The following is an 18,551-nucleotide window of genomic DNA, read 5'->3' as shown; positions in this document are numbered from 1 at the left end:
ATTCATCCCAAGATATATTGCGGTGAGTCTGCACACCGCTTATCGAGAGTTATCCGGGGCAGCCGCCCGTATTCTTCTTCCCGGTTTCCCCCTCCTCAAACGCCACAATCTCGCTAAGCTCGCACCCCCCTCCACGGGGGACGCAACCGAGTCGTTACCTCAATGTGATGGACTCCACAAAGCGTCCGTATCGCCCCGACATACCAGGACATGGGGGCTGAAAACCTCGCCCTTGAGGACCCCTCACTCTCCTCGCGCGATAACACACACACCCCCCTCCGCGTAACCCCACCCGACGATGCGGTTTCAGAATCTCCTCGGTAAATTTGTTTCGCATGACCGCCGCACAAGCAGACCATGCACGTGCCCCTAGTGATTTCCTGGAAATGCCGGAGGGACTGAAGCTCGACACTCCTCGACTGGAGGACGGAGGCGCGATGTGGCGAATCGCCCGCGACTCCCGGACGCTCGATCTCAACTCCTTCTACAGCTACCTCCTGTGGTGCCGTGACTTCGCCGACACCTCCGTGGTGGCCCGCGACGCGGAAGGCGCGCCGGTCGGTTTCATCTCCGGCTACCTGCGCCCGCAGCGCCCCGGGACCCTGCTGGTGTGGCAGGTCGCGGTCGACCAGGCCCAGCGCGGACGCGGCCTCGCCGCCGCGATGCTCGACGGACTGACCCTCCGTGCCGCCCGCGACCTGGGCGTCGTGGGCATCGAGACCACGGTGACCCCGGACAACGTCCCCTCCAACCGTCTCTTCACCTCCTACGCCGAGCGGCACGGCGCGGCGGTCGAGCGTGAAGTGCTCTTCGCGGGCGAGATGTTCCCCGCCGCCGGCCACGAGCCCGAGGTGCTGTACCGGATAGGCCCGGTCGGAACGCACCTCGCCGGGCCCGACCGGACCTGAGCACGGACCGGCGGCCCGCCGCGGACGACGGCGCCGACCCGGACCCGCCTCGGGGCGACCACGTACGCCGCCCCCCGCACGCCGCCCCACCCCCAGGACTCTCCCCCACGTGACCCACTCCCAGGAGCAAGCTGTGACCATCACCCAGCCGGATCTGACAGTCTTCGAAACCGTCGAGTCGGAGGTGCGCAGCTACTGCCGTGGCTGGCCCACCATCTTCGACCGCGCCCAGGGCGCCCACATGTACGACGAGGACGGCCACACCTACCTCGACTTCTTCGCCGGAGCCGGGACCCTCAACTACGGCCACAACAACCCGGTACTCAAACGCGCCCTGCTCGACTACCTCGAGCGGGACGGCGTCACCCACGGCCTGGACATGTCCACCTCCGCGAAGCGGGCGTTCCTGGAGACCTTCCAGGAAGTGATCCTCAAGCCGCGCGAGATGAACCACAAGGTCATGTTCCCGGGCCCGACCGGCACCAACGCCGTGGAGGCCGCGCTCAAGCTGGCCCGCAAGGTCAAGGGCCGCGAGTCGATCGTCTCCTTCACCAACGCCTTCCACGGCATGTCGCTGGGCTCCCTCGCGGTGACCGGCAACGCCTTCAAGCGCGCCGGTGCGGGCATCCCGCTGGTGCACGGCACCCCGATGCCGTTCGACGACTACCTGGACGGCCGTACGCCGGACTTCATCTGGTTCGAGCGGCTGCTCGAGGACCAGGGGTCCGGGCTGAACAAGCCGGCCGCCGTCATCGTCGAGACGGTACAGGGCGAGGGCGGCATCAACGTGGCCCGCGCGGACTGGCTGCGTGCCCTGTCCGACCTGTGCCAGCGGCACGACATGCTGCTGATCGTCGACGACATCCAGATGGGCTGCGGCCGCACCGGCGCCTTCTTCTCCTTCGAAGAGGCGGGCATCAAGCCGGACATCATCACGCTGTCCAAGTCCATCGGCGGCTACGGCATGCCGCTGGCGCTCACGCTCTTCAAGCCGGAGCTGGACATCTGGGAGCCGGGCGAGCACAACGGCACCTTCCGCGGCAACAACCCGGCCTTCGTGACGGCGACCGCCGCGCTGGAGACGTACTGGACCGACGGCCAGATGGAGAAGCAGACCCTCGCCCGCGGCGAGCAGGTCGAGCAGGCGCTGCGCGGCATCGCCGGGGAGCACGCGGACGACATCGCCGCCTACCGTGGCCGCGGCCTCGTGTGGGGCATCGAGTTCCACGACAAGGACCGCGCCACCGCCATCGCCAAGCGCTCCTTCGAACTGGGCATGCTGATCGAGACGTCCGGCCCGCAGAGCGAGGTCGTCAAGCTGCTGCCCTCGCTCACCATCACCCCCGAGGAGCTGGACGAGGGACTGCGCATCCTCGCGCGCGCGGTCCGCGAGACCGCGTAGCGCGCAGTCGCGGTGCCAGGGGCCGCGCGCGGACCCGGTTCGTTCACCCGAACGGGCCCGCGCGGCGCCTCACCCGGCCCGTCCCGCTTTCCGGGACGGGCCGCCGCCTTTTACCCTCTTCCCGTCCCCTCCACCACTTTTCCTCCCGCAGGACAACGGGACACACCCGTGGTCTTCTGGGAATCAGCAGATCAAGAGAGGCATATCCAGTGATCGTTCGTTCTTTTGACGACATCGAGGGCACAGACCGCGACGTCAGGTCCGCTTCCGGCACCTGGCGCAGCAAGCGCATCGTGCTGGCGAAGGAGCGAGTGGGCTTCTCCCTGCACGAGACCACGCTCTACGCGGGTACGGAGACGTCGATGTGGTACGCCAACCACATCGAGGCCGTACTCTGCGTGGAGGGCGAGGCCGAGCTCACCAACGACGAGACCGGTGAAAAGCACTGGATCTCCCCGGGCACGATGTATCTGCTCGACGGGCACGAGAAGCACACGGTGCGTCCGAAGTCCGACTTCCGGGTCGTGTGCGTTTTCAACCCGCCGGTCACCGGCCGGGAAGACCATGACGAGAACGGTGTCTACCCGCTTCTCACCGAGCCCGCCGAAGGCTGAGCGCCCCAGCAGGCGCAGGCGCCCGCGCGGCGCCCTGTCGGCCGATCGCCCAACAGAAAGGGCCGTACGAGAGGAGAGGAAGGCAACACCATGACCACCGCACCCGAGCGCACCGCCGACCTGTACCCGACACGCGGAACCACTGAGGTGGCAACCCCGCGACTGGACCCCGTCGTGTGGTCCGAACCGGGCACACCGGGGCCGATTACGGCACCGGAGCTGGCGGGCTTCGAGCGGGACGGGTTCCTCACGATGGACGAGCTGATCACGCCCGACGAGGTGGCGGTCTATCAGCGGGAACTGGAACGGCTCACCTCCGGTCAGGAGATGCGGGACGACGAGCGCTCGATCGTGGAGCCGCAGTCGCAGGACATCCGGACCGTGTTCGAGGTGCACAAGATCAGCGAGGTCTTCGCCGCACTGGTGAAGGACCCGCGGGTGGTGGGCCGGGCACGGCAGATCCTGGGTTCGGACGTGTACGTCCACCAGACCCGGATCAACGTCAAGCCGGGCTTCGGTGCCACGGGCTTCTACTGGCACTCCGATTTCGAGACCTGGCACGCGGAGGACGGTCTGCCGCACATGCGGACCGTCTCGGTCTCGATCGCTCTGACCGAGAACCACGACACCAACGGTGGCCTGATGATCATGCCGGGGTCGCACAAGACCTTCCTCGGCTGCGCGGGAGCCACCCCGAAGAACAACTACAAAAAGTCGTTGCAGATGCAGGACGCGGGCACGCCGTCCAACGAGTCACTGACGAAGTTCGCCGAGGCGCACGGGATCAAGCTGTTCACGGGCCCGGCAGGTTCGGCGACCTGGTTCGACTGCAACTGCATGCACGGAAGCGGTGACAACATCACTCCGTACCCGCGGAGCAACGTCTTCATCGTCTTCAACAGCGTGGAGAACGCGGCGGTCGAACCCTTCGCCGCTCCCGTACGGCGCCCCTCCTTCATCGGGGCACGGGACTTCACCCCGGTGAAGTAGCCGGCCGCGCGGGGCGAGAGGCGCCCCGCCGGACTCCGCCCACGGGCGCCGTGCCGGGCCCGCAGGGGCGGGGCTGCAAAGAGAGTCCCGCCCCTCGCCCGCCGGGCCGCCCGCACCAGGCACCCCGTGCCGGGCGCCCCCCTGTCAGTGCCGCTCACTCCGCGACGAGCGGCCCGACCACCTCCAGCAGACGGTCCACCTCGGCCTCCGTGTTGTAGAGGTGGAAGGACACCCGCAGTCCGCCCGCCCGCGCGGACGCCTCCACCCCCGCCTCCTTGAGCGGTGCCACCGCGTGGCCCAGCCCCGGCACGGCGACGATCGGTGCCCGCGCGGGCACCGGCCGCAGCCCCAGCTCCTCAGCACCCGCGCGGAAGCGGTCCGCCAGCGCCATGTCGTAGGCGCCGATGCGCTCCGCGCCCAGCTTCTCGACGAGCGCGAAGGAGCGCTCGGCCGCGATGTACGAGACGAAGGCGGGCCGTTCGTCGAACCGCCGGGCGCTGTGGGCCAGCTCCTCGATCGGTCCGTAGCAGCTGTTCCAGGGCTCCTCGCCCGCGAGCCAGCCGGAGTTCAGCGGCAGCAGCTCGTCACCGACGTCCGCGGGCACCACCAGCAGGGAGACGCCGTGCGGGCACAGCAGCCACTTGTACGCCCCGCACAGCAGGTAGTCGTAGGTCTCGGGCAGCACGGGCAGCCAGCCCAGCGCCTGGGTGGCGTCGACCGCGATCCGCACGCGGCGCGGCTGCGCGTCGGCCGCCGCCCGCAGCGCCGCCAGGTCGGCGACCCGGCCGTCGGCGGACTGCGCGGCGCTGACCGCCACCAGCGCGGTCTGCGGCCCCACCGCCTCGGGCAGCCGCTCCAGGGGGACGCTGCGCAGCTTGAGGTCGGTACGCACCGCGAACGGATTGACCAGCGAGCTGAAGTCACCGTCGGCGACCAGCACTTCGGCACCCGCGGGCAGCGCGGCGGCGATCAGTCCCGCGTGCGTGGCCACCGAGTTGCCGACGGCGACCCGGTCGGCGGGCACCCCGGCGATCCGGGCGAACGCCGCCCGCGCCGCGGTCATCGCGGTGAGGTTGTACTCCGGCCCCACGCGGCCGTGCGCCGCGCCCTCGGCCGCGTCCTTGAGCGCCTGCGCGGTACGCAGCGGGAGCAGGCCGGTGGATGCGGTGTTGAGGTACGTCTTCGTCAGCGGCGCGAACTCGGCGCCTCCCAGGCTGGTCATGCCCGCAGCCTGGTCCCTCGGACGGCCGGTGTCCACTCGCGCTGGTGGCGCGGTGCGGCGGATGATCCGCCTCCGCCGCCCTCCCTCGCGCGGCGGAGGCGGATCGTCACGTGGGCCGACGTACGGGCCGGTGCCCGGCGGCAGAGTTGCGGCCATGAAGCAGCTCCCCGCTCCCCCGCCGTCCACCGCCCGTGCCGCGCCCTGGGTGCCGCCTCGGCCAGGCGGGCGCGCTATCCGCCTCCTGCGCCTGCTCACCATCGCCGCCTGCCTGCCGTACCTGGCGCTCAAGCTCGCCTGGATCGGCGGCAGCGACCTCGGCATCCCCGCCGGCAGCGAGCTGCTGGACCCGGAAAGCCAGACCCTGCTGCGCCTGGGCAACGGGCTGACCGTCCTGATGGACGGGGCCGTCGTCGGCCTCGCACTGCTGCTGACCCGCCCCTGGGGCGAACGCGTCCCCACGTGGCTGCTGGCACTCCCGATGTGGCTGGCGACGGGTCTGCTGGCGCCCATCATGGTCGCCTTCCCCGCACAAATGGTGGCCGGAGCCGGGTCGGCGGAGGCACCGGAGACCCGCGAGTTCCTCGATCCGTGGGTGTTCGGGGTCGTCTACGGCGGCTTCCTGGTGCAGGGGCTCGCCCTGGGCGGGCTCTTCGTCCCGTACGCGCGGCGGCGCTGGGGCGTCCTGTGGCGGGGGCGGCTCGGCGAACTGCCGGAGACCGCGCGGTCCCCGGCCCTCCGAGCCATGGCGCTCGCCGCCGCCCTGCTGGCGCTGGCGCCGCTGGCCGCACAGCTGCTGTGGGCGTCCGGCTCGGCCGCCGGGCTCAGCGCGGCCAGGGCCGAGGAGCGGAACACCGACATGTACCTCGCCGAGGGCACCGGGGCGCTCTTTACCCTGGTCGGCGTCGCCGGGCTGCTGCTGCTCGCCTTCCGGGCCGGGCGCGGGCTGCGCGTGGCGGTGCCGCTGGCGATGGCCTGGACCGGATCGGGCGTGCTGACCGGGTGGGGCGGCTGGATGACGTTCGCCACGCTGCTCCCCGGCACTCCCGGCTCCGGGGCGACCCTGGTGATGAGCCTGACCTACGCTGGGCAGATGATCACCGGGCTGCTCATCCTGACGGCGGGCGGAGGCTTCCTCGCCGAACGGGCCGCCCGGCTCGCGGCGGACGACGCGGGCCGGTGGCGTACGGGATGAGCTGGGGCAGGCGCCTGTTCGGACGCCGGGCCAGGCTGCGCTGGGTCCATCTGCTGCTCGGCGGCGCGCTGCTGATGCCGTACCACCTGCTGTGGACGGCACTGCTGCCCGTGGCGTCGCCCGACATCGACCCCTTCCGCTCGCCGGGCTGGCAGCTGCTGGCCTACGCGGCCAGCCTGCCGCTGGTGGCGGCGACCGGCTGGCTCTTCCCGCTGGTGCGCACGCTGGAGACGCACGCGGCCCAGGCGCTGTGCGGGGTGCGTACCGACCCCCCGGCGAGCGGCTCGGGTACCTCGGCCGCGGCCCGGCGGCGTACGGCGGCCTGGTTCACGCTGCACGTCGGGGTGGGCGCGCTGGTCAGCGCGGTGAGCCTGGCGATGCCGCCGCTGGCGGTGGTGCTGCTGGCCATCCCGTTCGTGCCGGGGGCGCGGGAGAGGGACTGGGGCACGCCGTGGGGCTGGGTGGACGGCCCGCTGTTTTGGACGACGCCCTTCTTCGGGCTGGCGGTGCTGGCCGCGTTGGCCGTCGTGGCGAGCGCGGCGGGCGCGCTGCTGGCGCGCTGCGCGCCGCCGCTGCTGGGGCCGACGCCCGCCGACCGGCTCGCGGCGGCAGAGGAGCGGGCCCGGGTGCTCGCCGTGCGCAACCGGCTGGCCCGCGAACTGCACGACTCGGTGGGCCACGCGCTGAGCGCGGTCACCCTCCAGGCGGGTGCGGCGCGACGGGTGCTGGACGCGGACCCGGAGTTCGCGCGCGAGGCGCTGAGCGCCATCGAGGACACGGCGCGGGACGCGGTGGCGGAGCTGGACACCGTGCTCGGCGTCCTGCGGGAGGCGGACTCCGGCGGGGGCGCCAGCGGGGGCGGCGGGGCCGGGCCGGGGCCTACCCTGGCGGCGGGGCTGGCCGGGCTGCTGTCCCGCACCCGGGCCTCCGGCACACCGGTCGAGTGCACGGTGGTCAGGGTCGCGCCGGGCGGTGGCGGGAGCGGGACCGGCGAGGCCCCAGCGGACGCGGATACGGACACGGACGCGGATACGGACGCCCAACTGCCGCTGGACGCGCTGCCCCCGGCCACCTCACGCGAGGCGTACCGCGTCGTCCAGGAGGGGCTGAGCAACGCGCTGCGGCACGCCCCGAGGATGCCGGTGACCGCGCGGCTCACCCTCATCGGCGGCGCAAGTGCGGACAAGGACAGGGACGGGGACGGGACGGGTGAGGTGGGCGGAACCTTGGAGATCGTGGTGGAGAATCCGCTGCCCGGCGGTGCGGCCGGGGACCGCCCCGGCCGGGCGGCGGGCGGGCGTGGGCTGGCCGGGATCGAGGAGCGGGCCCTCCTGCTCGGCGGCTCGGCGCGCGCCGGCGCGGCGACGTCCCGGGGGGCGGCGCTCTGGCGGCTGACCGCACGCCTGCCGCTCGCCGGCGGCGGGCGGCGGTACGAGGGCGGGCGGCCCCGGTGAGCGCCGCCCCGCTGCGCCTGGTGCTGGCCGACGACGAGCGCCTCGTACGCACCGCGCTGCGCGCGATCTTCGGCGCCGAGGAGGACATGACCGTCGTCGGCGAGGCCGCCACCGGCGCCGAGGCGGTCTCCATCGTCCGCGAGTCCCGCCCCGACGTGGTGCTGATGGACGTGCGCATGCCGGAGATCGACGGCATCCGGGCCACCGCGCTGCTGCTGGAGTCGATGGGCCCCGACGCGCCCAGGATCGTGGTCGTGACCACCTTCGAGAACGACTCCTACGTCTACGACGCCCTCCGGGCCGGAGCCAGCGGCTTCCTGCTCAAGCGCGCCGCCGCGGAGGAACTGGTGCAGGCCGTGCGGCTGGTGGCGCGCAGCGACTCGCTGCTCTTCCCCTCGGCCGTGCGCGGCCTCGCCGCCCGGTACGGGCCGGACCGGCGGGCGTCCGCCGGTGCGGCCCGCGCGCTGCGCGCCCGGCTGACCGACCGCGAGGCCGACGTGCTGCGGCTGATGGCCGAGGGGCTGACGAACGCGGAGATCGCGGCCCGGCTGGGGGTCGGCCCGGCGACGGTGAAGACCCATGTGGCGTCGGTGCTGGCCAAGCTGGGGGCCCGCGACCGCACCCAGGCGGTGATCGCCGCCTACGAGCGGGGCTTCGTCACGCCAGGATGAGCCGGATGATCCGGCGCAGCAGCCGCACGTACGGGCTCCAGCGCGCGGGCGCCGCGACCGTACCGGTGACCTCCCGTTCGGCGCGGTCCAGGCTGTCCTCCAGCAGCGCATCGTGGAGCGGGCGGAAGCACAGGGGCCAGCTGAGCCGGGCGGCGCCGCGGGTGCGCATGACGAGCGTGTGGCGCAGCACGGTCTCGTGCTCGCCCGCCGGGTGCACGGTGTACTCGTGGAAGCCGTGGAAGCCCCGCGGGCCGGTGAAGCCCAGCCGCACCCATCGCCCCGGCGCGTAGCCGATCACCGTGTAGCGGATGGGGCCGTGCCCTCCGCGGGCGCCGGCGGCGAGCGGGCCGTCCAGCTCCATGGCGGGCCAGTCGGTGTGCGGCCAGAGGAGGTCCCGGGGGCCGGAGAGTCCGTCGAGCAGGGCCCCCGCCGCGGCTTCGCCGACCGGCAGCAGCCGTTCGTGCACGTTGTACACCGCCATGGTCCCGCTCCTCTCCTCGTTTTAGAGACGATCCTCCAAAACAATTGGAGAGTGTACTCTAAAACCATGGCCCGCCCCGCCCGGTACGACACGACCGCCCTGCTCGACGCCGCCGTACGGCTCGCCGCCGACGGCGGTCCCCAGGCCGTGACGATGGCCGCCGTCGCCAAGTCCGTCGGCGCCCCGAGCGGTTCCGTCTACCACCGCTTCACCGACCGGCCCGCGCTGCTCGCGGCGCTGTGGCTGCGCACGCTCGACCACTTCCAGTCGGGCTTCCTCGGCGCGCTGGAGTCGGGCGCGAAGCCCCGTACGGCCGCGCTGGACGCCGCCCGGCACACGGTGCGCTGGACCCGCGACCATCCCGCCGAGGCTCTGGTGCTGCGCTACGGCGCCCGCGACTTCGCCCGGGACCGCTGGCCCCAGGAGGCGGCATCAGCGCTGGAGGCGGCCAACGCCCGCGTGTTCGGCGCCGTGCACGCGCTCGCCGACCGGCTCGGCGCCACCGGGACGGTGGACCGCGAGCGGGTCGTCGTCGCCGTCGTCGACGTGCCGTACGCGCTGGTCCAGCGCCACCTGCGGGAGGGCGCACCGGTGCCGCCGCACGTCGTGGAGACCGTCGAGCAGTGCACCTCCGCCCTCCTAGCGACGGACGACGCCCGCCCGGAGTGAGCCGGGCTTCACGGGCACCGATGATCATCGGTGCCCGCAGTCGCGCCCACACCCAACCCACCAGCGTGATCACGGTCCATTGCCGAGGCACGGAGGCGGGAACTGAGACCGCAAGGCGCGGACATTCCCCTGCCCCCACTGGGGCAATTAGCTACAGCAGAGGCATTTCACTCTTTGCTTAGCAAATATTGGGAAGCCCATAGGAATACTTGTGTACCCACTCTTCTTGTGATTGCTCTTGTGAATATTCTCGACCTGAGCTCCTCCCCGAACACACCGACGGGCGACGGGGCGCCCCCTAGGCAGGGAAGCGACCCGCCGCCCGGGCATCCGACGGATCAGACGTTGACCATCAGCCAGAACACCAGGCGGCCGTCGAGCTCTTGCGACTTGCACCAGTAGCCCGGCCCAGCAGCGTTGGCGGCGGCCTTGCAGGACTTCGCCGACGAGTAGAGCTTGACAGGGTAGCTGGCGGCAGCAGCCGGACCAGCGGCGAGACCGATACCCAACGCGGCGGCACCCAGGACGGTCGCCGCGCGGAGCTTTGTACGCTTAGCAATCTTCATCAGCAAATTCCTTTCATCGGGTGGACATGGCAGCGATCCTTACACAGCCTTGATACTTCGCAAAGAGGGTTGCATGAGAGATCAATGTGACGCACGTCACTGCCGAGAAGTGGGTAGCGAGGTCGCCATCGTGGCCGCTCCGGCGCCTCTCGCGACGCCTCAACGGCGAGGCATCACACGAGGGCCTGGGCTCCGCGCCCGCCCGCAGATGCGTGGCGCCTGCCGCATGAAGGAGCCGCGACGGCACGACACCCGCGTGCGGTGCCTCGCGGCGCTCCCCGCGCCGGCCCGCGCGGGTCACATCCCAGCGGCCGTCTCGCGGGCGAAGCGGCGGACCGCGTCCGTGAAGGCGGCCGGGTCGTCGAAGTTCGAGAGGTGCCGCGCGCCCGGGATCAGCTCCACCCGTGCGCGCGGATGCGCCCGTGCGAACTCCCGCTCGCCCGACCGGAAGAGGTGGTCCTTCTCCCCGTTGAGCAGGAGCACCGGCGCCTGCACCGCCCGCATGCTGGACGCGTCGAAGCGGCCGAGCACCTCGCGCCAGGCCGCGGGCAGCGCGTGGAAGGCATAGCCGTCGGCGAGGGTCTCGGCGATCACTTCGGGCGGGTACAGCCGACGCAGCAGCGCGTCGTTCCAGCGGCTCAGCCGGTCGGCGGGCAGCCGCCCGGCCAGCAGGGCGATCGCGCGGTACGGGGCCGTCCACGGCCCCCGGGTGGAGGCGCTCGCCCCGGCCAGCACGAGGCCGCGCAGCCGTTCGGGATGGCGGGCGGCGAACCGCAGCGCGACGTAGCCCCCGAGGCAGTGGCCCACGACCACGGCCGGTCCGGCGCCGAGGCCGTCGACCGCCTCCGCCACCACCTCCGCCGCCCGGTCCATGCCCCACAACTCCCGCGCCCGACGGCCGTGTCCGGGCAGGTCCACGGCGGCCACCGGAAACTCCGGGGCCAGTGCGGCGACCTGCGCACTCCACTGCCCCCGTGCGAACCGCGTCCCGTGGACGAAGACGAGCGGCGGCGCCCCTGCGGGCGGAGCGGAGTCCTTCATGCGTTGACCTCACGTGCGGTTTAAGTTGAAGACTGCGATCAGCCCCCCAGCGGGGGCACTCCGTACACGACCCCGTCTCCCGACCGAGGAGCATGCATGACCAGCGACGACCTCATTCTCGTCACAGGCGCCACCGGAAACCAGGGGGGTGCCGTCGCCCGCGAACTCCTGGCGCGCGGCCACGCGGTGCGCGCCTTCGTACGCGATCCGGACAAGCCCCGGGCGCGGGCCCTCCAGGAGCGGGGGGCCGAGCTGGTGCGCGGCGACCTGGAGGACCGCGCGTCGCTGCGCCGGGCGCTGACCGGCGTGCACGGGGTCTTCAGCGTGCAGGCGCTCGCGGTCGACCCGGAGGGGCTCGCCGCCGAGGTGCGCCAGGGCAAGGCGGTGGCCGACCTCGCACTGGAGGCCGGCGTAGCCCGTTTCGTCTACAGCTCGGTCGGCGGGGCCGAGCGCGGTACGGGCATCGACCACTTCGAGAGCAAGGCGGAGGTCGAACGGCACCTCCGCGCGCTCGGGCTGCCCGCGACCGTGCTGCGTCCGGTCTTCTTCATGGACAACCTGCTCCACTTCGCGAAGACCGGCGGCGGACCGGGAGACGAGCGGGTCATGTCCCTGCCGGTCCGCCGCGACCGGCCGATGCAGCTGATCGCGAGTGACGACATCGGCGCCGTCGCGGCCGAGGTCTTCGAGAACCCGCGGGAGTTCACCGGCACCCAGCTGGAGCTGGCGGGGGACGAGATCACCTTCCCCGGGATCGCCGAGGTGTACGAGCGGGTCACCGGGACCCCGACCCGGCTGGAGACGCTGCCGATCGAGGAGCGGATGTTCGAGTGGTTCGCGGAGGAGGGCTACCAGGCCGACCTCGCGGCGCTGCGCGAGCGGCACCCGGGGCTGCTGACCTTCGAGGAGTTCCTGACCCGGCGCCTGGCCGGACCGTCCGCCGGGAGTCCGGGCGCGTAGGGCGGTGCCGCGCGCCGTGCCGCTTCAGCTCGTCCCGGCACGGGCTGGCACGGTGCGCGGGACGGGAGGACCATGGAGGGGCAAGGACTGCGGGAGGCCGCCGCCGGGCCTCACCGAAGCCGGTGCACCGCCCCGACGGGACCCGCCTTCCGCCCGACAGGCGAGGGAGGTGCGGACCAGCATGGCGACGTTCATGGATGTCCACACCGGAATGACCGGAATCACCGCGGACCAGCTGAAGGAGGCGCACGCCGCCGACCAGGCGATCGAGAAGGAGGAGAACGTCCACTTCGAGAGGGCCTGGGCGGACCCGGCGTCCGGCACCGTGTACTGCCTCTCCGAGGCGCCGTCGGCCGAGGCCGTGCGGCGGATACACGAACGCGCCGGACACCCGGCCGCCGAGATCCACGAGGTGCCGCTGAAGGCCTGAGGCGCGCCGCAGGCCCGGGAGGGCGCTGCTCCGGGGGCCCCGAAGGCCCGAGGCCCCCGGCGTCGGCCCGGCGCCCGCGTCACCGCACGCAGCCGGCCCGGTCCATGGCCAGCACCGCCAGGGAGCGCGCGGTGCGGAAGGGCTGCTCGGTGACCGAGAGGCCGCCCAGCACCATCGCCCCCTCGTGCAGCAGCACGAGTTCGTCCGCGAGCCCGACCGGGTCGGGCGCGCCCGCGCTCGCGCTCAGCTCCCGCAGGTAGCCGCGCAGCCAGCGCTTCTGGTCGGTGATGGCCGCCCGGCCGGGGTGGGCGGGGTCGGGCAGCTCGGCGGCGGCGTTGACGAAGCCGCAGCCGCGCGGGTTCTCCCGGAGCATCCACTCCTCCAGCCCGTCGAACGTCGTCAGGATCTGCTCGTACGCGCTGCCGCCGCCCTCCTCGACGCGGGCGGTCAGCCACTCCCGCCAGCGCTGGTCCCGCTGCCGCAGGTAGAGGGCGACCAGCGCCTCCTTCGAGCCGAAGCGGTCGTAGAGCGTCTTCTTGGTGACCCCGGCCTGCCGGGCGATCAGGTCCACGCCCACCGCGTTGATGCCGCGCTCGTAGAACAGCCAGGTCGCCGCGTCCAGGATCTTCCGTGCGCCGGGCGTCAGCGTCGTCGTGCCTTCCACGGGAACACCTCCGCACCTCAGGTAGACCGATCTGTCTAGTTTCACTCTACTCCACCACTCAATTAAACCGAACGGTCTACCGACGGAGTGAGTGCTCCGGAGCAAAGGAACCGCAAAGCGGAGTCGTTCGTTAGCCCGTTCATGACTGCAATGACCCCTGGCTCGAATCTTCCACTGACCGGCGCACGGGTCGCGGTGGAGGTCACCGCTCCGGTGCGGCTCGACGTGTCGGGCCTGCTGATCGCCGCCAACGGCAAGGTCCGCTCCGACGACGACTTCGTCTTCTACAACCAGCCGAGCGGGCCGGGCGTGACGCACAGCAGTGGCGCCGCCGACACCATCACGGTGGAGACCGGCTCCGTCCCCGCCGACATCGAGAAGGTCGTGGTGACGGCGAGCCTGGACACCCCGGGCGCCACCTTCGCGGGCACCGAACCGACGGCCACCGTCCGCGACGCGGCGACCAACGCCGTCCTCGCCACCTTCACCCCGCCCCGGCTCGGCTCCGAGACGGCTCTCGTGGTCGTCGAGGTCTACCGGCGGAACGGCGCCTGGAAGGTGCGCGCCGTCGGGCAGGGATACGCCAACGGGCTGGGCGGCATCGCGACGGACTTCGGCGTGAGCGTCGAGGAGCCCGCCGCACCCGCCCCGCAGGCACCCCCGGCTCCGCCTGCACCGCAGGCACCGTCCGCGCCGCAGGCACCGGCACCCCCGGCACCCCCCGCACCGGCACCGCCCGCCCCGCAGGCACCGGCGCCGCCCGCCCCTCCCGCGCCCCCCGGCAAGATCAACCTCGACAAGGGCCGGGTGAGCCTCCAGAAGAACGAGACGGTCTCCCTGGTCAAGGGCGGCCGTCCCATGCTGGCCTCGGTGCGGATGGGCCTCGGCTGGGAGCCCGCCTACCGGGGCAAGAGCATCGACCTCGACGCCTCGGTCATCGCCTACGACGCCAACCGCAAGAAGATCGACGCCTGCTACTTCGGCAAGCTCGCCATCCTCAACGGCGTGATCCAGCACTCCGGCGACAACCTCACCGGCGACGGCGCGGGTGACGACGAGGCGATCACCGTCCATCTGGGCAATCTCCCGCCGCAGGTCACCGGTCTGGTCTTCACGGTCAACTCCTTCTCGGGGCAGAAGTTCACCGACGTGGCCAAGGCGTACTGCCGCCTGCTGGACGCGGGGAGCAACGAGGAGCTGGTCCGCTTCGACCTCACCAACGCCGAGTCGCGTACGGGCGTGCTGATGTGCAAGCTGATCCGCCAGTTCTCCGGCGAGTGGGAGATGACGGCCCTGGGCGAGTACGTCGACTCCCGTACGGTCCGCGGCATGGTGAAGCCGGGCGGCGCGGCCCTGTGACGGGCTGACCCCGGAGCGTCCCGCCATCCGCTCGCCGGGCGGTTCCTCCGGATCGGGCATATTTTGGTGGGAGTCGAGTACGCCCGACCCGGAGGAGGTCCCGTGAGCGAGAGCGCGCAGGACAAGATGAAGGGCAAGGCCAAGGAGATGATGGGGAAGGTCACCGGCGACGACCGCAAGGCCGCCGAGGGCCGGACCGATCAGCGCAAGGGCGAGGCGAAGGACGCCGCCGAGAGCGCCAAGGAGCGCGCCCGGGGCATGAAGGACTCCCTCAAGGACAAGGACGAGGGCGGCACTTGAGGCCCGCCCGCCCGCGCACCGCCCCGCTCGCCCACGCAGGCCGGCGGGGCGGTGCGCTGCGGGTCAGCGCCGCCAGGGGCCGGTGATCGCCAGCATGATCCCCGGTTCCTGGATGTTGGCGAAGAGCGTCCGCCCGTCGGGGTCGAAGCACACCCCGGTGAACTCGCTGTACTCCGGCTCGTCCGCAGTCCCCACGTTCCACTCGTTGCGGGCCAGCGGGTAGGTCTCACCGCGCTCGGTCGCCGCGAACAGATGCTGCTGCCCCTCGCCGTCCTCCGCGATGACCAGCCCGCCGTACGGGGAGACGGTGATGTTGTCCGGCCCGTCCAGGCCGCCCGGCGCGCCCGGGTCCTGGTTCACGCCGAGCAGCACCTTGAGCGTGACCGTGCGCCGCCCGGGGTCGTAGAACCACACCTGGCCGTCGTGCGGCTGCCCGCCGCCCGAAGACTCCTCGGGGCGGGCGTACGACGAGACGAAGTAGGCGCCCCCGTCGCCCCACCACATGCCCTCCAGCTTGCGGCCCCGAGTGACCTCGCCGTCCTCGAACTGGCGGCGCACCGGCTGCTGCCTCGCCTCGCGGTCGGGCACCTCCACCCAGTCCACGCCGAGGACCACGCCGGCCTCGGTGCTGTGCGAGAGGTCCTCGACGAAACGGCCGCCGGAGTCGGAGCAGCGCATCGCCTGGAGCGTGCCCGCGTCGTCCGCGAGGCCGCGCAGCCGACCGCGCCCGTGGCGGAATCCGTGCGGCGGGACCCAGCGGAAGAAGAGGCCGTTCGGCTCGTCGGCGTCCTCGGTCAGGTACAGGTGGCCGCGCCGGGGGTCGATGACGACGGCCTCGTGGTCGTAGCGGCCCAGCGCCTTCAGCGGCTTGGGGTCGCGGTTGGCGCGCTGGTCGTGCGGATCGACCTCGAAGACGTAGCCGTGGTCCTTGGTCATGCCGTTCTCGCCGGCCCGGTCGGTGTTCTCCTCGCAGGTCAGCCACGTCCCCCACGGGGTGCTGCCCCCGGCGCAGTTGTTGGAGGTACCGGCGATGCCGACCCACTCGGTGACGTGGTCACCGTGCTTGGAGACCTCCACCACGGTGCAGCCGCCGGAGGCCGCCGGGTCGTAGACCAGGCCGTCCAGCAGCGGTACCGGGTGGTCCCAGTCCTCTCGCGGGCCGTCCAGTTCATGGTTGTTGACCAGCAGGGTGGCCCCGCGTACGCCCGCGAAGGCGGCGGTGCCGTCGTGGTTCGAGGGGGTGAACCCGCCGCGCTCCAGCCGGGTCTTCCCGGAGTGGGTCAGGATGCGGTACGAGAAGCCGGCGGGCAGCGCGACGACACCCGCCGGATCGGGGACGAGCGGCCCGTATCCGGGCCCGTCCCCCTCCGGCGCGCCGTGCCCGCCCCGTGGACGCCCGTCCTCCGGGTGGGCGCTCGGCCCGTACCCCCGCGCGGGCCCCTCGGCGGCCAGCGCGCCAGGCGCGCTGGCCAGTACGCCCGCGCTGCCCGCGAGCGCCACCCCGGCGCCCCCGGCGGCGGACCGCCTGGCGAAGTCCCTGCGGCTGATCGGCATCGTCTGTCCGCCTCTCCCGTACACGTCGTCACTGGTGGTACCGCACACACTGCGCCCCGTCGGCGAATCGGGGCTGAACTGCGCGCGACGCCGGGGGGTTGATCGGCGGGCGGCCGGTGGGCACGCGAACGGGGCACCAGGACGCCTCGCCACCGGCGGACCTCGCGGCCTGGGGCGTGTTTCGAAAGTCCCGCCTGGCCCGCGGCGCTACCTTCGAAACACGCCTAGTCGCCGGTGTGCGAGCGGGCCTTGAACGCCGCCTTGCGCGCCTCTTTGGCCGCACCCTTGTCCGGGTGGATGCGGCCCATCGCCTCCAGCACCTCGGCCGTGGCGGGGTGGTCGACCTGCCACGCCTTGTCGAAGAACCCGGTGTGCTGGTCGACCAGCCCCTGTACCAGGCCCTGGAGTTCCTCCGGCTCCCCGGCGGTGGCCAGCTGCGCCGCGAGCGTGTCGACCGTCAGCCAGAAGACCATCGCCTCGTCGGGCTGCGGCACGTCCGAGGCGCCGTGCTCGACGAGCCAGACCCGGGCCAGGCCGCCCAGTTCGCGGTGGTCCAGGACCTCGCGCAGCGCCGGCTCGGCCTGCGCGCCCGCGAGGGAGAGGGCCAGTTGGCAGGCGAGTCTGCGGGCCGGGGCGTCCTGGTCGCGGCCCCGCGCGGCGGCCAGGAGTTCGCGGGCGGCGTCCATCCGCGCGCGGACGGCGAGCCACTGCTCGATCTCCAGCCGGGCGCTCTCCTCCGGGAAGGAGGGGACCGCGGCGAGCAGGGTCTCCGCGTCCTCCTCGGCGAGGTCGCCGATGACCGGGGCGTCGATGCCCGCGTCCCGCATGCGCTCGCGCACGCCGTACATGCCCAGGGGGGTCAGGCGGACCATGCCGTAGCGCGAGACGTCCTCGTCGTCCGGCTCCTCCGGCAGCTCTCCCTCGGACTCCTGGGTGAGCGCCTCGTCGACGGGCTGGTAGGCGATCAGCCCGGTCGGCTCGAGAATCCGGAACTGCTCGTCGAGGCGCATCATCGCGGCGGAGACCGCTTCGAGCACCTCGTCCGTCGGCTCGTCCATGTCTTCGGGGACGATCAGCGAGGCGGCCAGCACGGGGAGCGGCACCATGGCGCCCTCGGTGACGGAGGGATCGGTGACGGAGAGGAGGTAGAGGTTGCCCAGGACGCCGTCCAGGAACTCGCTCTCCTCCTCCGGGTTCCAGTCCAGCGCGTCGAGGTCGATGGAGTCCGGGTCGATCCTGCCGTCACCGTCGACGGCGGGCTCCAGGTCGTCCAGGAGGTCCTCGAGGCTGGGCGTGGCGGCGTCGGCGAGGACACTCTCCAGACCGCCCAGCCAAATGTCCAGGACGTCCTGGTGGCTGCCGCCGCCCGTGAGCCGGTCCAGCTCCTCGCCGACGGCGGCGGTGCCGACCGGCTCGTCGCTCTCCAGGCTGGGTTCGGCGTCCTCGTCCTCCTCGATCTCGACGAGGCCGATGTCGACGGCGAGGTTCCACGCCTCGGACGCCTCGCCGGGGCCCTCGCCCCCGTCGTCGAGGCCGAGGTGCACGGTGGCCTCCTTCAGCTGGCCGCCGAGCAGTTCTCCGCCCGCGCCCACCCGGATGCCGGGGCCGGCCCAGCGAGCGAGCCGCACCGCGCGCGCGAACAGCGGTGCGGCCAGCGCGTCCCTGGCCAGATCGGCTTCGGAGGGCAGCCTTACGGGCGGCAAGGCGGGGCGTTCGTCACCGGGCATGGGGTGGCTCCTCGTGCGGCTTGGTGCGCTACGGACAGTGCGTCGCGGGCGGTGCGGGTACCCGCGGGTGCGGTGGCCCAGCCTAGTGCCGTGTCAGGCAGGATTCGCCCCGCGAGGCGTCCTGGTGCGGTCGGCGGCAAGGCGCCCGAGCGGCCTCGTAGTGGGCTGCTCGGCCGTTCGGGTAACGCGGCCGGTGGCCGTGCCAGGGCGGCGCGCGGAGTGAACCCTGCCTGCCACTGCGCTGGAGGATGTGCGGGGCTCCAGCGCGTTCACCCGCGCTTGGCCGGGCGTATCCCGGCCATGTCTTGACAGAGCCCCTGCCCTCCGGGAGCTTTACGCGCGTAGAA

Annotated in this window: 19 protein-coding genes; 12 read left to right on the top strand and 7 right to left on the bottom strand. The window is 72.4% G+C overall.

Annotation, left to right across the window (positions count from 1 at the left end; genetic code table 11):
* The first annotated feature begins 386 nt into the window (after positions 1 to 386).
* The 4 genes from ectA to thpD all read left to right on the top strand — a co-directional run bounded on the left by ectA (position 387) and on the right by thpD (position 3,914).
* A complete protein-coding gene (gene ectA / locus H299_RS0119375) occupies positions 387 to 908 on the top strand; it encodes a diaminobutyrate acetyltransferase (RefSeq protein ID WP_027749755.1) in 522 nt (173 codons plus the stop codon).
* 133 nt (positions 909 to 1,041) lie between these two features.
* The gene (ectB, locus tag H299_RS0119370; RefSeq protein WP_027749754.1) at positions 1,042 to 2,310 is read left to right on the top strand and encodes a diaminobutyrate--2-oxoglutarate transaminase; all 1,269 of its coding nucleotides are present in this window, start codon (positions 1,042 to 1,044) and stop codon (positions 2,308 to 2,310) included.
* Positions 2,311 to 2,519: 209 nt separating this feature from the next.
* A complete protein-coding gene (locus tag H299_RS0119365; protein ID WP_027749753.1) occupies positions 2,520 to 2,924 on the top strand; it encodes an ectoine synthase in 405 nt (134 codons plus the stop codon).
* 90 nt (positions 2,925 to 3,014) lie between these two features.
* A complete protein-coding gene (thpD, locus tag H299_RS0119360; RefSeq protein ID WP_027749752.1) occupies positions 3,015 to 3,914 on the top strand; it encodes an ectoine hydroxylase in 900 nt (299 codons plus the stop codon).
* A gap of 154 nt (positions 3,915 to 4,068) precedes the next feature.
* Here thpD and H299_RS0119355 read toward each other — a convergent pair whose 3' ends face one another.
* A complete protein-coding gene (locus H299_RS0119355) occupies positions 4,069 to 5,136 on the bottom strand; it encodes an aminotransferase class V-fold PLP-dependent enzyme (protein WP_027749751.1) in 1,068 nt (355 codons plus the stop codon).
* A gap of 154 nt (positions 5,137 to 5,290) precedes the next feature.
* On the opposite strand from H299_RS0119355, the gene H299_RS35055 reads away from it, so the two are divergent.
* Genes H299_RS35055 through H299_RS0119340 form a run of 3 tightly spaced genes read left to right on the top strand, consistent with a single transcriptional unit; the run spans position 5,291 to position 8,453 of the window.
* A complete protein-coding gene (locus H299_RS35055) occupies positions 5,291 to 6,328 on the top strand; it encodes a hypothetical protein (protein ID WP_486587344.1) in 1,038 nt (345 codons plus the stop codon).
* Positions 6,325 to 7,782 carry a histidine kinase gene (locus tag H299_RS0119345; protein WP_051262646.1) on the top strand — a complete coding sequence of 486 codons (1,458 nt, stop codon included), beginning with the start codon at positions 6,325 to 6,327 and terminating at the stop codon, positions 7,780 to 7,782. Before H299_RS35055 ends, H299_RS0119345 begins: the two co-directional genes overlap by 4 nt.
* Positions 7,779 to 8,453 (top strand): response regulator transcription factor, encoded by a 675-nt coding sequence (locus H299_RS0119340; RefSeq protein WP_027749749.1) that lies wholly within the window; start codon positions 7,779 to 7,781, stop codon positions 8,451 to 8,453. Before H299_RS0119345 ends, H299_RS0119340 begins: the two co-directional genes overlap by 4 nt.
* On the opposite strand, the gene H299_RS0119335 is transcribed toward H299_RS0119340, so the two are convergent.
* The gene (locus tag H299_RS0119335; protein ID WP_027749748.1) at positions 8,440 to 8,934 is read right to left on the bottom strand and encodes a hypothetical protein; all 495 of its coding nucleotides are present in this window, start codon (positions 8,932 to 8,934) and stop codon (positions 8,440 to 8,442) included. The two genes, H299_RS0119340 and H299_RS0119335, sit on opposite strands and share 14 nt — an antisense overlap.
* A gap of 66 nt (positions 8,935 to 9,000) precedes the next feature.
* Here H299_RS0119335 and H299_RS0119330 point away from each other — a divergent pair, with 66 nt between their 5' ends.
* The gene (locus tag H299_RS0119330) at positions 9,001 to 9,603 is read left to right on the top strand and encodes a TetR/AcrR family transcriptional regulator (protein WP_027749747.1); all 603 of its coding nucleotides are present in this window, start codon (positions 9,001 to 9,003) and stop codon (positions 9,601 to 9,603) included.
* A gap of 338 nt (positions 9,604 to 9,941) precedes the next feature.
* On the opposite strand, the gene H299_RS0119325 is transcribed toward H299_RS0119330, so the two are convergent.
* Entirely contained in the window at positions 9,942 to 10,169 is a 228-nt protein-coding gene (locus tag H299_RS0119325; protein ID WP_027749746.1) for a hypothetical protein, read from the bottom strand.
* Between the two features lie 297 nt (positions 10,170 to 10,466).
* Positions 10,467 to 11,210 (bottom strand): alpha/beta fold hydrolase, encoded by a 744-nt coding sequence (locus H299_RS0119320; RefSeq protein ID WP_027749745.1) that lies wholly within the window; start codon positions 11,208 to 11,210, stop codon positions 10,467 to 10,469.
* A 96-nt stretch (positions 11,211 to 11,306) separates the two neighbouring features.
* Here H299_RS0119320 and H299_RS0119315 point away from each other — a divergent pair, with 96 nt between their 5' ends.
* Both H299_RS0119315 and H299_RS0119310 read left to right on the top strand, forming a co-directional pair.
* Entirely contained in the window at positions 11,307 to 12,170 is an 864-nt protein-coding gene (locus tag H299_RS0119315; protein WP_027749744.1) for an NmrA/HSCARG family protein, read from the top strand.
* A gap of 181 nt (positions 12,171 to 12,351) precedes the next feature.
* Positions 12,352 to 12,600, top strand: coding sequence for an SCO4226 family nickel-binding protein (locus tag H299_RS0119310; protein WP_027749743.1), 249 nt, complete (start codon positions 12,352 to 12,354; stop codon positions 12,598 to 12,600).
* Positions 12,601 to 12,679: 79 nt separating this feature from the next.
* Here the strand turns inward: H299_RS0119310 and H299_RS0119305 are convergent, their stop codons facing one another.
* Complete coding sequence (locus tag H299_RS0119305; protein WP_027749742.1) at positions 12,680 to 13,264, bottom strand: TetR/AcrR family transcriptional regulator; 585 nt, start codon at positions 13,262 to 13,264, stop codon at positions 12,680 to 12,682.
* A 150-nt stretch (positions 13,265 to 13,414) separates the two neighbouring features.
* On the opposite strand from H299_RS0119305, the gene H299_RS0119300 reads away from it, so the two are divergent.
* Complete coding sequence (locus H299_RS0119300; RefSeq protein ID WP_027749741.1) at positions 13,415 to 14,623, top strand: TerD family protein; 1,209 nt, start codon at positions 13,415 to 13,417, stop codon at positions 14,621 to 14,623.
* 102 nt (positions 14,624 to 14,725) lie between these two features.
* Positions 14,726 to 14,923, top strand: coding sequence for a CsbD family protein (locus H299_RS0119295; protein ID WP_027749740.1), 198 nt, complete (start codon positions 14,726 to 14,728; stop codon positions 14,921 to 14,923).
* Between the two features lie 63 nt (positions 14,924 to 14,986).
* Here H299_RS0119295 and H299_RS0119290 read toward each other — a convergent pair whose 3' ends face one another.
* Both H299_RS0119290 and H299_RS0119285 read right to left on the bottom strand, forming a co-directional pair.
* On the bottom strand, positions 14,987 to 16,477 hold the full coding sequence (locus tag H299_RS0119290) for an alkaline phosphatase PhoX (RefSeq protein ID WP_027749739.1): 1,491 nt from the start codon (positions 16,475 to 16,477) through the stop codon (positions 14,987 to 14,989).
* Positions 16,478 to 16,701: 224 nt separating this feature from the next.
* Positions 16,702 to 18,204 carry a hypothetical protein gene (locus H299_RS0119285; RefSeq protein WP_027749738.1) on the bottom strand — a complete coding sequence of 501 codons (1,503 nt, stop codon included), beginning with the start codon at positions 18,202 to 18,204 and terminating at the stop codon, positions 16,702 to 16,704.
* Positions 18,205 to 18,551: the final 347 nt, after the last annotated feature.

It is taken from the genome of Streptomyces sp. CNH287 (genome assembly GCF_000424825.1).
The sequence above is the reverse complement of the archived record's forward strand: the minus strand, read 5'-3'. Positions and strand labels throughout refer to the sequence as shown.